This window comes from Aliiroseovarius sp. Z3 (genome assembly GCF_029105185.1).
Classification (GTDB): Bacteria; Pseudomonadota; Alphaproteobacteria; order Rhodobacterales; family Rhodobacteraceae; genus Aliiroseovarius.
Map to the genome: position 1 here is coordinate 105,053 of NZ_JAFMZK010000004.1, position 12,463 is coordinate 117,515.

At 57.8% G+C, this 12,463-nt stretch carries 13 protein-coding genes; 6 read left to right on the forward strand and 7 right to left on the reverse strand.

The window, feature by feature from the left end:
* Positions 1-11 precede the first annotated feature (11 nt).
* From J3R80_RS08625 to J3R80_RS08640, 4 genes are all read right to left on the reverse strand, one after another.
* Positions 12-1,490 carry a PLP-dependent aminotransferase family protein gene (locus J3R80_RS08625; RefSeq protein WP_275393368.1) on the reverse strand — a complete coding sequence of 493 codons (1,479 nt, stop codon included), beginning with the start codon at positions 1,488-1,490 and terminating at the stop codon, positions 12-14.
* A gap of 55 nt (positions 1,491-1,545) precedes the next feature.
* A complete protein-coding gene (locus tag J3R80_RS08630; RefSeq protein ID WP_275393369.1) occupies positions 1,546-1,848 on the reverse strand; it encodes a hypothetical protein in 303 nt (100 codons plus the stop codon).
* 120 nt (positions 1,849-1,968) lie between these two features.
* The gene (locus tag J3R80_RS08635) at positions 1,969-2,559 is read right to left on the reverse strand and encodes a GNAT family protein (protein WP_275393370.1); all 591 of its coding nucleotides are present in this window, start codon (positions 2,557-2,559) and stop codon (positions 1,969-1,971) included.
* A 101-nt stretch (positions 2,560-2,660) separates the two neighbouring features.
* Positions 2,661-4,058 (reverse strand): aminotransferase class III-fold pyridoxal phosphate-dependent enzyme, encoded by a 1,398-nt coding sequence (locus J3R80_RS08640; RefSeq protein ID WP_275393371.1) that lies wholly within the window; start codon positions 4,056-4,058, stop codon positions 2,661-2,663.
* Positions 4,059-4,292: 234 nt separating this feature from the next.
* On the opposite strand from J3R80_RS08640, the gene J3R80_RS08645 reads away from it, so the two are divergent.
* Positions 4,293-4,943 carry a GntR family transcriptional regulator gene (locus J3R80_RS08645; RefSeq protein WP_275393372.1) on the forward strand — a complete coding sequence of 217 codons (651 nt, stop codon included), beginning with the start codon at positions 4,293-4,295 and terminating at the stop codon, positions 4,941-4,943.
* 6 nt (positions 4,944-4,949) lie between these two features.
* Here the strand turns inward: J3R80_RS08645 and J3R80_RS08650 are convergent, their stop codons facing one another.
* The gene (locus J3R80_RS08650) at positions 4,950-5,657 is read right to left on the reverse strand and encodes a type 1 glutamine amidotransferase (RefSeq protein ID WP_275393374.1); all 708 of its coding nucleotides are present in this window, start codon (positions 5,655-5,657) and stop codon (positions 4,950-4,952) included.
* Positions 5,658-5,744: 87 nt separating this feature from the next.
* Between J3R80_RS08650 and J3R80_RS08655 the strand changes: the two genes are divergently transcribed.
* Genes J3R80_RS08655 through J3R80_RS08670 form a run of 4 tightly spaced genes read left to right on the forward strand, consistent with a single transcriptional unit; the run spans position 5,745 to position 9,102 of the window.
* Entirely contained in the window at positions 5,745-7,004 is a 1,260-nt protein-coding gene (locus J3R80_RS08655) for a cytochrome P450 (protein WP_275393375.1), read from the forward strand.
* 46 nt (positions 7,005-7,050) lie between these two features.
* On the forward strand, positions 7,051-8,340 hold the full coding sequence (locus J3R80_RS08660) for a glutamine synthetase family protein (protein ID WP_275393376.1): 1,290 nt from the start codon (positions 7,051-7,053) through the stop codon (positions 8,338-8,340).
* A 27-nt stretch (positions 8,341-8,367) separates the two neighbouring features.
* On the forward strand, positions 8,368-8,685 hold the full coding sequence (locus J3R80_RS08665; RefSeq protein ID WP_275393377.1) for a 2Fe-2S iron-sulfur cluster-binding protein: 318 nt from the start codon (positions 8,368-8,370) through the stop codon (positions 8,683-8,685).
* A gap of 48 nt (positions 8,686-8,733) precedes the next feature.
* On the forward strand, positions 8,734-9,102 hold the full coding sequence (locus J3R80_RS08670) for a VOC family protein (protein ID WP_275393378.1): 369 nt from the start codon (positions 8,734-8,736) through the stop codon (positions 9,100-9,102).
* Positions 9,103-9,151: 49 nt separating this feature from the next.
* Here the strand turns inward: J3R80_RS08670 and J3R80_RS08675 are convergent, their stop codons facing one another.
* On the reverse strand, positions 9,152-10,504 hold the full coding sequence (locus J3R80_RS08675; protein ID WP_275393379.1) for an aspartate aminotransferase family protein: 1,353 nt from the start codon (positions 10,502-10,504) through the stop codon (positions 9,152-9,154).
* A 1-nt stretch (position 10,505) separates the two neighbouring features.
* Entirely contained in the window at positions 10,506-11,306 is an 801-nt protein-coding gene (locus tag J3R80_RS08680; protein ID WP_275393380.1) for an IclR family transcriptional regulator, read from the reverse strand.
* Positions 11,307-11,475: 169 nt separating this feature from the next.
* Between J3R80_RS08680 and J3R80_RS08685 the strand changes: the two genes are divergently transcribed.
* Positions 11,476-12,417, forward strand: a complete 942-nt coding sequence (locus J3R80_RS08685) for a tripartite tricarboxylate transporter substrate-binding protein (RefSeq protein WP_275393381.1) — start codon at positions 11,476-11,478, stop codon at positions 12,415-12,417.
* The last annotated feature ends 46 nt before the right edge of the window (positions 12,418-12,463 follow it).

Here is a 12,463-nt window from a genome sequence, read left to right on the forward strand (position 1 = left end):
AGTTGACTAAGCTATTTGGCGCCAGATTGTCGCATGGCTGCGATCTCTTCCCCAATCAGGGAAATTCCCTTGGGAATACGCGCGGCGGGGATCGAACTGTAGGCGATGCGGTAGTAATTGCGTGGCGGTGTGGGGCTGCCGAAAAAGGGTGCGCCGGGTTCGATGACAACCTCTTTGGTCATCAGCCGGTCCGCCAGCACACGGGTGTCAATATCGCCGGGCGCTCGCATCCAGAATGCCGACCCACCAAAAACACCGCGCCCGGCGATGGTCAGTTTGCTGTCTTCAATGGCTTCGTTCATCACGTCGCGCCGTTCATGATACGCTGCGCCAATTCGGCGGATCAGGGCGTCGTAATGACCAAGTGACAGGAAATGAGATACCGTGCGCTGGATCAGGCCGGGGGGGTGACGCAGCACGACAGATCGCAAGGCGCGCGCTTCACGGATGAAGGGTTCCGACCCGACCAGATACCCAAGGCGCAATCCCGGAAACAGGGATTTCGAGAAACTGCCGACATAGATCACCCGGCCTTCGCGATCCAGCGACTTCAAAGCAGGCGAAGGCGGGTTCAAAAATGACATCTCGAAATCATAGTCGTCCTCGACCACCACCGCCTCCAGTTCGCGCGCACGTTTCAGAAGCGCCTTGCGGCGCTCCAGCGGCATCGTGGCGGTTGTCGGGCTTTGGTGGCTGGGCGTGGTATAGATGACATCCGTGCCATCAGGCACAGCCTCTGGGGCAAGCCCGCCGCGATCCACGGGGATCTTTACCAAGTGGCATCGGCTTTGCGTTAGAATGTCACGAAGCGAATAATAGCATGGGTCTTCAATGGCAGCCGTGCGTCGTTGTGTCAGCAACACCTGCGCGGTCAGCCACAATGCGTTCTGCGCGCCAAGCGTGATCAGAATTTCCTCGGGGCGGGCCAGAATGCCACGACGTGGCAGAATGTGGCGGGCGATGAATTCGATCAGTTGCGGGTCATCTTGATCGTAATAATCGCGCATCATCGCGGGGTGATCTTTTTGCCCCAATGCACGAAGCGCGCATAACCGCCAGGAATTGTGGTCGAACAGCGTGGGATCGGCTTGGCCATAGATGAATGGGTATTTCATCCGCCGCCAATCAAGTGGCTTGGTCGGTGTGCTGCCCCCGGTGAAATTGGTGCCTATGGCGCGGCCCCAATCCACTTTATCCTCACCACGTGTGCGCAATTTGAAAGATGGGGGTTCGGGCGCGTTTTCAGATACATAAAACCCGCTGCGGCCTTTCGAGGATAAATAGTCATTCGCTTGCAATTCCGTATAAGCAAGCGTGACCGTGATCCGGCTGACCCCCAGATGGGCTGCCAGCCGCCGGGTCGATGGAAGCTTCTCGCCTCGTGGCAGACGACCGGACAGGATCGCCTCGGCGATCATCTGTTGGATTTGCGCCTGAAGCGTGCCTTGGGCGTCTTGATCCAGAAAAAAGGTCTCTACGGGTGCGGCCATGTGGGCGACCGTAACGTGGACTTAGATGCAAAGCAATCTGGACCTACGCTTGCCCCTAACGATTGGACGAAATCCACGCGGACATCAAGCCTGCATCACGGAAGCATTCATCCGGGATGGCGCGGCGTTTTGCCCGTGCGATGCGTTCGGCAAATGCGACCTGTCGCGAGGTCGCCCGGCCATCCGTCTTTCGCTGGGTGGATGAGTTAAGCCGAGCTTGATGCTCTCCGATCCAGCCTGAAAGGGCGGCACGATCGCTGATCTTGTCCGCCGGGATGCTGGCACCCAAGCGGGCCGCAATATGGCGGGCGTAATCGACCTGTTTCGGAGTCGGCGGCAAAATGCGGGCAGCTTGCATGTTCGATCCTCCTGTTCCTGATCTGTTTCATGGCAATCTCATGAGAACAAATATAGAACATTTTGGTGAAATGTCCAGTCTGCGTGGCGAAACCGGTGTTTGCCATGGTGCCAGATGCCATTACCCGCGGGGCTGTTCCAATCTCCATGTCAGATTGGTACGCACGGCGGGCCATTCCGACGCAATGATCGAATAGACGGCTGTATCGCGTATTGCGCCACCCGGTCCGATCATGTGGCTGCGCAGGATGCCATCCAGCTTTGCGCCCAGCCGTTCTATCGCGCGACGGCTTTGCTGGTTCATGAAGTGGGTGCGGAATTCGACCGCGATGCAATCCAACTTGTCGAACGCATGGGACAACAACAGGCGTTTGGCCTCGGTGTTCAATGGGCTGCGCTGCACCGAGCGGCGATACCATGTGGATCCGATCTCGACTCGTCGATTGGCGGCGTCGATGTTCATGTAGGTGGTCATGCCGACAGGGGTTTCATCCGGTGTCATCACGCAGAAGGGCAGCATGGACCCCGCTTTCTGAAGGTCAAGCCGTCGGTCGATCTCGGCCTCCGTCCCTTCGGGGCTGGGAACCGACGTGTACCAGAGCCTGTGCAATGCGCCATCGGCGCAGGCTTCGCGCAGGGCAGGGGCATGATCCGGCGTCAGCGGGGCAAGAATGACATGCTGTCCGGTCAGGGTAACGGGGGCGGGCCACATGGGGCTGTCCTTCTTGGTTGGGATGGAAAACGTATCATGTCCAGAAAGCAAGAAAGCGGGCCAATGAAGAGGCCCGCTTTTCCAGCGTTTCAGAAAGGTGACTAGCCAAAGACCTTGGTCAGCGCCTTGTCGACGGCATCCGTGATCCGGTCCACATCCTCGGCGGTCACGATCAGTGCGGGGCTGAAGCACAACACGTTGTTGCGCCCGGGAATCGACCGGTTGCTTGCCCCGATGATCACACCCAGCGCACCGCATTCGCCCACAACTGCGGCGATGTCCTTTTCCGCCACGGGTTCTTTCGTCTCGCGATCCTTCACAAGTTCGACCCCAAGGAACAGACCCTTGCCCCGCACATCGCCCATCACGCCGTGTTTTTCCATCAGGGCTTGCAGGTTGCCAAGCATCCGCTCGCCCATCTTCGTGGTGTTTTCAAGCAGCCCTTCATCTTCGATGATGCGCATGTTTTCCAGCGCAGCAGCCGGGCCAGCGGTACAACCCCCGAAGGTCGAGATGTCGCGGAAATGGTTCATGATATCGCCGGAATCGTCCTTGAACATCTCGAACACTTTTTCGGTGGTGACGCAGCAGGCAATCGCCGCATAGCCGGACGCTACCCCCTTGGCCATTGTGACGAAATCGGGCTGGATGCCGTAGTGCTGGTATCCAAACCACGTGCCCGTGCGACCAAGTCCGCAGACGACCTCGTCAATATGCAGAAGGATGTCATAGGTGTCGCAAATCTCGCGCACCCGATCCCAATAGCCTTCGGGCGCTTCGATCACGCCGCCGCCTGCGGTGATTGGCTCAAGGCACAATGCACCGACAGTGTCTGGTCCTTCGCGCAGGATCACCTCTTCGATCAGGTCGGCCGCAGCGCGACCCAGCTCGGCGCCGGACAGATGACCAAGCCCGATTTCATCCTTGCGATACTCCATACAATGCGGCACGCGCACGAAATCCGGCGCGAACGGGCCATATTGCATGTTGCGTTCATCCTGCCCGCCTGCCGACATCGCCGCCAGGGTTGATCCGTGATAGTCGCGGTCGCGATACAGGATCTTTGTCTTCTTCCCGCCGTAACGTTTATGGGCGATTTGGCGGATCATCTTGAAGGCTTTCTCGTTCGCCTCTGAGCCTGAATTCGTGATGTAAACACGGCTCATTCCCGGCATTTTCGAGATCAGCTTTTCCGAGAACATCGCGCCCGGAATGGACCCCGCCGAACCAGCAAAATAGTTCAGCTTTACCAGTTGGTCGCGGACAACATCGGCGATGCTTTCGCGGCCATAGCCAACATTGACGGTCCAGACGCCGCCGGACACCGCATCGATGTATTCTTTGCCGTTCTGATCCCAAACGCGCATCCCTTTGCCTTCAACGATGATCCGGGGATCAACCGTTTCAAATGGCTTGTGCTGGGTCAGGTGGTGCCAAACGTGTGCTTTATCTGCTTCGACAACGTGCGAGATGTCATTTTCTTTCAGGGCGCCGTCCATTTTATCCTCCAACGCTTGGTGATCCCGGTGCGCTAGGCAAAGGGAGACTCAGTATCTTTGATCAAAAAACAGGATCGCATTTCTGGTTCTGAAAAATAGGTCCAGCGCTATCTTGTTTTAAATCCAGTTTAGGGGCGTAGCGGGTGGTCGTTCAATAGGCGCGGCAGGTGGACGAAATGCTGCGGAGCTGTGGCAAGGGCTGGATTTCACCGCTGTTATTGCTTAACTCGCAGTATGGCCGGACAAACAGAAACAGTCTTGAATGCGATCCTGTTAGGGATTGATCGTGGGGAGCTAAATCCCGGCGATCCAATCGACGAAAACGCGCTGATTGAGAAGTATGAAGTATCGCGCACCCCGCTGCGCGAGGCGTTGTTGCGATTGGCGGCGATGGGGTTGATCCAGCGCCAGCCCCGCAAGGGCGCTGTATTGTTCAAGCCGACGCTTGAGGAGTTTCTGGCCATTCTTGAGGTTCATGCGCGGCTGGAGGGGCAGGCGGCAGGGCTTGCGGCGCGGCGCATATCTCGTCCGTCCGCTGATCGTCTGATGCAGATTGTCGAGGCCTGTGAGGCTCATGCATCTGATCAAGGGGATGGCGACCCGGATGGTTATTATGCGTTGAACCTTGAGTTCCACAAACTAGTTGGCGAAGCGTCTGGTAATCCGTTTCTTTTGGACATGATAAAGATGAACGCGCGCAAATTGCTGGCCTATTACCGCGCACGATATGCCTATCCGGGTGCAATTGCGCAAAGCGCACAGGAGCATCGGCAGATCGCCGAACTGATATTGTCACGTAAAGCTGACGAGGCTGAAGCCCTGATGGTGCGCCATGTTCAGTTTGACCGGGTGACGGTAATGGACCTTCTGGCGGCGCTGGCCTGATTAGCGTCAGGTCGCCCGCTTCTGTTCGAAAAACCTGATGATACAGTCCGAGAACAAACCGTTATCGGCGGACATCGGCAACGATGCGCGGGCTTTCGCGATTACGTCGGCGGGTTTGCTGGACGCCAGTTCCTCGACCAGAGCGGCAATGAAATCATGGGTCATTTCCGGGTGGTTTTGCGTCGTGAAAACGTGGTTGCCGATCCGGAAACCACCGATCGGACAACCGTCGTGACGCAAGACGATTTCGGCGTCGTCGGGCAGTCTGGTCACCTGTTCAATATGCGCACCGTATTGCCAGAAACGGCGCGCTTCCATCCAAGCCGGGCGTGCGGTCGCCTCTACTTCGACCGACCCCAAAACCCAGCCATCCGGGTTTTGACCGACCTCACCACCCAATGCCAGGGCGATGGCTTGATGGCCGAAGCAGGCGCCGAACAGCGGTTTCTTTGACGCCTCAATACGGGTGATCAGGTGCAGCAAGCGGGCAATCCACGGTGAGTCGTCATTCACGGAAGCAGGGCTGCCAGTGACGATCCAGCCATCATATTTCGACTCGTTTTTTGGAAACTCGTCATCTTTCACGGAATAGACGGTGAAGCGCCAATCCGGGCGTTTCGGGGAAAGAAGTGCCTTCCACTTGTCGCCATCTTTCGGATGTTGCTGAGAAAACTCGCTTTCATCGGTGTTTGTCATCAAGATCGCGATACGCATGATTTCTCCGCTTTACATATTTAACACGTTATATAATATATTTAGGAACGCGCAAGATACAACCATATTACAATCAGGGAGGCGCGCATGACGGTCTGGACCCCTAATGACGACGGATTTGCCGATCTGTCCAGTCACGACACTTTCGTAAACGGTGCTCCGCACAACACCTTCGCACGCTTGCGTCGGGACGATCCGGTCAGTTGGTTGGACTGGGATGGCGGTAAGGGGTTCTGGAACATCGTGCGCCATGCCGACATTTCTGAGCTGAACCGGAATTATCAGGTGATGTCCTCGGCACGTGGTATTCGGATGGAAGATCAAACCTACGAAGAATATCTTGCGCGGCGCACCTTTCAGGAGACCGACCCGCCAGAGCATATGAAAACGCGGGTGAAGGTGGGCAAAGCGTTCTCGCGCCCGGTGGTGACGGGGTTTGAGCAACAAATTCGCGATTTGTGCCACCCCATCCTTGATGCGGCGCTGGACAAGGGCACCTTCGACGCCACCAAGGAAATCGCGCGGCAATTGCCGATGATGATGCTGGGGCGGATCATCGGGACGCCTGACGAAGACCTGCCGTGGCTGGTCGAAAAGGGGGATGCCCTGATCGCAAACACAGACCCGGACTTCACCGATCACGTGTTGGACAAGATGGACACCGACGAATACCGGATGATGCCGTTCAACAGCCCGGCGGGGGCAGAGTTGTTTGACTATGCCAAGCGGCTGATTGAGGAAAAGAACCGCAAGGGCGACACGGACGGTGTGCTGCACATGATCCTGCAACCTGACAAGGACGGCAACGTGATGCCCGAGCAGGAGTTCCGCAACTTCTTTTGCCTGCTCGTGGCGGCGGGCAACGACACCACGCGCTATTCGATTGCGGCGGGTATTCAGGCCATGTGTCACCAGCCCGAGCTTCTGGGTCAGATGCAGGAGGGTGGCGACATCTGGGCCACTGCCCCTGACGAGATCATCCGCTGGGCGACGCCCGCGCTTTATTTCCGGCGCACCGCAACCTGCGATCACGAGTTGCACGGCAAAACCATCCGCGAAGGCGACAAGGTGCTGTATTGGTGGATATCGGCCAATCGCGATGAAGAGGTGTTCGACAATCCGAACCGCGTTGACCTTAACCGCAGCCCCAACCGGCACATGTCGTTTGGGCAGGGAGGGCCGCATGTCTGTCTTGGAATGCATTTGGCGCGGTTGGAGGTGCGGGTTTTGTTTGAAGAACTCGCAAAACGCGTCAAACTGGTGGAACCGGCAGGAGAGCATAAGTTTCTGCGGTCCAACTTTGTCGGTGGCATAAAGGAATTGCCTGTCACGATGCAGGCCCAATAGCCCGGTCAATCGGGATGGCCCGCCGAAAGTCGGGCAGGGAGGTTAGATGAAAGACCGTTTGCGCGCCCTTTGGTGTGATCACTTGAGCATTTTGCGCGGCAAGTACCTGCCCAACCACAAGATCGAGGATGGAAATACTCGTTTCTGTCGGTCCACTTTCGGCGTCCACTACGACAAGGATTTGCTGGACGCTCCTGGCGCAATGATGAAGCAGGGTCTGCCGGATATGGAACTGCGCTGGCGCGAGGCGGATATTCGCGACAGTTGGGAAAGCGCGACCCAGATCGTGATCGGTGATCTTTACGATCAGGACGGCGCACCGTTGGAACTGTGCGGACGGCAGGCGTTGAAGCGCGCGATTTCGGCGTGGCAGGCGCGGGGCCTGACGCCCATGGTCGGGATCGAGCTGGAATGCTATGCGCTGATGGCCAACGAGATTGGCCGCCTTGTGCCCTATGATGCGCCGGGTGGTGTGGTCTATGGGACGGGCCCGTTTTCGGACCCGCTCCGGTTCACCGATGATATCTGGGAACGTGCGGACAATCTGGGCTTTAAGCTGGACATGGTCACGGCGGAATACGACAGCCCGCAGTTTGAGTTTACGCTCACCTTCGACGAGGCGCTGAAGCAGCTTGATGATATTGTCCTGTTCCGTCAGATGGCACGCGAGGTCGCGTTGGAGCACGGATTGGTCCTGACCTTCATGCCCAAACCGATTGCCGAGGCGGGCGGATCGGGGATGCATATCAACTTCAGCTTCCAGGATCAGGATGGGCGCAACGCGTTGGACAACGGTCCGGTCGGCGGGCCGGACAACATGAACGATCTGGCGCGGGGCTGTATTGCGGGGTTGATGCATCACCACAAGGGGCTGTCCGGTCTGGTGGCACCGACATCGAATTCCTATCAGCGTTTGCAGCCCGGATCGCTGTCTGGCTACTGGCGTAACTGGGGGGGCGACCACCGCAACGTCACGACGCGCATTTCAGGTGAGGGTGGCGCGAAAACCCGGCTTGAGCACCGGATGGCAGACGCCACGGCGAACCCCTATACGGCGGTCGCGGCTGTTCTTCAGGCATCTCTTCTGGGGCTTGAGAACGAATATGCGCTTGGGCCGATGGAGACAGGCGATGGGTTTGACCGTACGGATGCCACGGAAGGTACGGCGGTGGACCTGAAACGCGCGATGAATGATCTGGAAGCGGACCGCGTCCTGGGCGACGCAGTCGGCCGCTTGCTGGTCGATAACCATGTTTTCATGAAGCGCAAGGAAGTCATCAAAACCCGCGATCTGGAAGGCGACGGGCTTCGGGATTTCTACGTGCATTTCGTCTAACCGGCGGAAAGAAAAAGGAGAAAAGATATGAAAGTGACCTGGGTCTTGCCTGGGGGCGAGGAAGTTGTGGCTGACGTCAAGGAAGGCGTGAACATGATGGAAGCCGCCGTTGCCAACAATGTCGCCGGTATTCAGGGCGAATGTGGTGGGTCGTTGTCCTGTGCCACCTGCCACGTGCATGTTGACGGTGATTGGCTGGAGAAAACTGGGGAAAAGGGCGATTTCGAAGAGGCGATGCTGGACATGGCCGATGGCGAAGTCACCGGGGCGTCGCGTTTGTCCTGCCAGATCACAGCGTCAAATGAACTGGATGGAATTAGGTTGATGGTACCCGAGGCGTTCTGACCGCGCTGGTCTGTGATACACTGCATTGACACAACGGAGGATCACATCATGCAACTTGGCGCATTTTCAGTCAGTCTGGGGGTCAAAGACCTGTCAAAATCCCGCGCGTTTTACGAGACGCTGGGATTTACCACCTATGCCGGGACGGAAGAACATAACTACCTGATCATGAAAAACGGCGACATGCTGGTGGGGCTGTTTCAGGGGATGTTCGAAGGCACGATGCTGACCTTCAACCCGGGTTGGGATCAGTCCGCGCAGAATGTTGACCCGTTCGAAGATGCGCGGCAGATCAAGGAACGGCTGAAAGCCGCGGGGCTGGAGATCACGCAAGAACAGGGGGGTGATGACGGACCGGCCAGCTTTGTGGTTGTTGACCCGGATGGTGTGCCGATTCTGATTGACCAGCACCGTTAAGCAAAAGCCGCCCGGACGGGGCGGCTTTCCATCTTTTGCCTGACCGCGATCAGACCGCGGCCAATCCGGCTTTCAACGCGTCAACGATGGTGGTGACGTCATCCGTCGTCAAAACAAGGGGCGGCGACAGAATGATGTTGGGTCCAGAGACACGCACCATCGCACCGTTTTGGTAGGCGACCTCTTGAATGGTGCCGATGCTCTTCTTGTCGATCGGCGTTTTCGTGGCTGGGTCCGACACAAGTTCCATGGCGCACATCAGCCCGTGGCCACCGCGCACGTCCCCGATGATGTCATGGGCCGCGCCGATCTCTTGCAACCCGGCAAACAATTCGGCCCCGCGCGCGGCGGCGTTTTCGTTGACCTTCAGGCGCAGGGTTTCCCCAAGGCAGGCGATGGCGGCAGCGGCGCCAACGGGGTGACCCGAATAGGTGTAGCCGTGACCAATGGCGGCTTTGCCCGTCGTGTCGGCTTCGAAGGTTTCGACCACGTGATCGGCGATCATCACAGCACCGAAGGGGAAATATCCGTTGGTAATAGCCTTGGCGGTGCACATGAAATCGGGCTGGACACTCCAGTAGCGGCTTCCGCTCCACCCGCCGGTGCGGCCGAAGGCGGTGATGACTTCGTCCGCGATCAACAGGATGCCGTGGCGCGAACAGATCTCGCGCACGCCCGGCATGAAGCTTTCATGGGGTGGGATGACACCACCGGCCCCAAGAATCGGTTCCATGATGAAGGCGGCGATGGTGTTTGCGCCTTGGAATGCGATCTCGTCTTCCATCGCTTGCAGGCACAGCTGGGCCAGGCGCTCGGGGTCGGTTTCGTTGAACGGGTTGCGATAGGTATAGGGCGCCGGGATGTGGAAGCAGCCGGGCAGAAGTGGCTCGTACTGGGTGCGGAAATTGGCGTTTCCGTTCACCGAGGCCCCGCCCATATGTGTGCCGTGATAGCCTTTTTTCAGGCTCAGAAACTTGGTGCGCCCTGTGTCGCCCTTCACCTTGTGATACTGGCGCGCAAGGCGCAGAGCGGTTTCGACGCTGTCCGACCCGCCCGAGGTGTAAAACGCGCGGGTCAGCCCGTCGGGCGCAAAAAACTCGCGCAGCATTTCGGACAGCTCGATCACCTTGTCATTCGTCGTGCCGCGGAAAGTTGAGTAGTAGGGCAGCTGGTCAAGCTGTGCTGCAATCGCATCTTTGATGGGCTGGCAGGAAAACCCAAGGTTGACGTTCCAAAGGCCACCGACACCATCGACCACCTCGTGACCGTCGACATCCGTGATCCGAACCCCCTGCGCCCCGGTGACGATGGTGGGCGGATTGGCCAGACTGTCCGCCGGATGCGCCATGGGATGCCAAAGCGATCGGGCGTTCTTTTCTTTCAGAAAGTTGGAGTCTTTCATTTCAAGCCTCTCTCAGTAGCGAGTTTTGCGGTTCGTAGGGGGGAAAGCCATCGGGTGGAAAACCACCAAGAATGCGGGTTGTCTGACGCGCGTGGATCATCAGTTTGTCGCAAATATCCTGACGTAGCTCGTCGGTCATGCGCGATACGGGTGCGGCAACGGCCATGGCGCCGATGCACGCCGAACGTGCATCAAAAATTGGCACGGCATAAGAAATCACGTCTTCTTCGAACCCGCCTGTCGAGGTTGCCATCCCCCGCTTGCGGATGGCTGGCAGCAGCGCGCGAATTTCAGCAGGATCTGTGAGTGTCTTCGAAGTCCGGGCGATCAATGGGCGCGACAGGGTTTCATTCACGAAACGCGTTGGCGAAAAGGCCAGTACGGCCAGCCCTGAGCCGGTGGAATGAAGCTCCAGAACTTCGGCATCTTCCATCATCACCATCGTGCCGTGGCGGTTGGAATAGGCATAGGCAAGGTTGGACAGGACATCACCGTTTAGCAGCGACATATGGGCGGTCTCTCCGGTCTTGGTGCTGAGTTCAGTGAGTTGTTGCAGGGCAACTTCGCGCATTGGAACCTGCTTTTCTCGTAATGCAGCAAGGCGCAGAAAGGCCGGACCCAGACGATATTCACGCCCGGCCCCGACTTGTTCGACGAATCCATGTGACGTGAGTTCGGCAAGCAAACGATGCACCGTGGCCTTGTTCAACCCCGACAGGCGCGCCAATTCGCTCAGCCCGATCTGCGGGGTGGCGCGGCTGAAATGATTCAGCAATGACAGTGCTTTAGAGGTTGTTCCCATCGGTGATCCCAAATTATTGCGAGGCGGAGGTGAAGGCGCAGCCCGCAAAATTACTTCGCATGTTCATTGTTTTCTTGACAGGAATAACCCGGCTCTGTCAATCTAAATTAAAACCAATGGTTCAAATAATGAACCGATACAGAAAATACGACGTAACAGGGAGATCGTTATGAACACCAAGACCATTATCGCAGGGGCGGTTGCGCTGACTGCCGCAGCGCTTGCTGGCCCGGCGCTGGCTGAATACCCGGAAAAACCTGTCAGTTTCATCGTGCCATGGCCTCCGGGCGATCTGGAAGATGTGCTGACACGGATGATTGCCGAGGACTTTCAAACCGAATACGGCGTATCTGCCGCTGTGGTGAACAAGCCCGGCGGTGGCGGTGGGCCGTTCCCCGGTGCGATCGACGTGGCAACCGCGCCCGCCGACGGTTACACTATCGGTAGCTTCGTGCCCGCCGTGCCTGTGATCGGTCACGAGATCGGCATTGACGAGCTGTCGCCTGCCAAGTTCGACCCGATCGGCATTTTCCTGACCTATCCGTTTGTCATCGCGACCGGCAAGGATGCGCCCTATAGCTCGATGGAAGAGCTTGCCGCCTATGCCAAGGAAAATGATGTTGCATTGGGCCATTTCGGCGATGTGCTGACGCCCACACAGGTGACGAAAGCCTATGCAATCAATGCCGGTTTCAGTTGGGGGTCGGATGCGGCATTCGATGCGCTGGATTGCAACACGCTTGCCTCGGGGGACGCGGATGTCATCAACACCACGTTGCAGTTGATCCTGCCCTGCCTTGACAGTGTTAAGGTGTTGATGGCCGTCACCGACGAGCGGATCAGCCTGATCCCAGACGTGCCGACCATCGGTGAGCTGGATGAAGACCTGAACATCGCGCTTTGGAACGGGCTTTTCGTAACCAAGGACACGCCGGCGGATGTGCGCGAGAAGATCGCGGCAGTTGCCTCGAAAACCGTGATGAGCGAACGCGCACAGGCTGTTGCCAAGGAAACCGGCGCTTTGGTCTATTGGATGGATGCAGAGGCGTCAGCCGCCCGTATTGCCACGGATCAAGAAACCGGCGCACGGATCGGCAAGATCCTGGAGTAATGCAAACGGAGCAGGGCTGGCACAGTCCGGCCCTGTGGTTTTGTTG

Coding starts and splice junctions, on each gene's coding strand:
- J3R80_RS08625 (WP_275393368.1), bottom strand. CDS start 1,490: ATGGCCGCACCCGTAGAGACCTTTTTTCTGGATCAAGACGCCCAAGGC.
- J3R80_RS08630 (WP_275393369.1), bottom strand. CDS start 1,848: ATGCAAGCTGCCCGCATTTTGCCGCCGACTCCGAAACAGGTCGATTAC.
- J3R80_RS08635 (WP_275393370.1), bottom strand. CDS start 2,559: ATGTGGCCCGCCCCCGTTACCCTGACCGGACAGCATGTCATTCTTGCC.
- J3R80_RS08640 (WP_275393371.1), bottom strand. CDS start 4,058: ATGGACGGCGCCCTGAAAGAAAATGACATCTCGCACGTTGTCGAAGCA.
- J3R80_RS08645 (WP_275393372.1), top strand. CDS start 4,293: ATGGCCGGACAAACAGAAACAGTCTTGAATGCGATCCTGTTAGGGATT.
- J3R80_RS08650 (WP_275393374.1), bottom strand. CDS start 5,657: ATGCGTATCGCGATCTTGATGACAAACACCGATGAAAGCGAGTTTTCT.
- J3R80_RS08655 (WP_275393375.1), top strand. CDS start 5,745: ATGACGGTCTGGACCCCTAATGACGACGGATTTGCCGATCTGTCCAGT.
- J3R80_RS08660 (WP_275393376.1), top strand. CDS start 7,051: ATGAAAGACCGTTTGCGCGCCCTTTGGTGTGATCACTTGAGCATTTTG.
- J3R80_RS08665 (WP_275393377.1), top strand. CDS start 8,368: ATGAAAGTGACCTGGGTCTTGCCTGGGGGCGAGGAAGTTGTGGCTGAC.
- J3R80_RS08670 (WP_275393378.1), top strand. CDS start 8,734: ATGCAACTTGGCGCATTTTCAGTCAGTCTGGGGGTCAAAGACCTGTCA.
- J3R80_RS08675 (WP_275393379.1), bottom strand. CDS start 10,504: ATGAAAGACTCCAACTTTCTGAAAGAAAAGAACGCCCGATCGCTTTGG.
- J3R80_RS08680 (WP_275393380.1), bottom strand. CDS start 11,306: ATGGGAACAACCTCTAAAGCACTGTCATTGCTGAATCATTTCAGCCGC.
- J3R80_RS08685 (WP_275393381.1), top strand. CDS start 11,476: ATGAACACCAAGACCATTATCGCAGGGGCGGTTGCGCTGACTGCCGCA.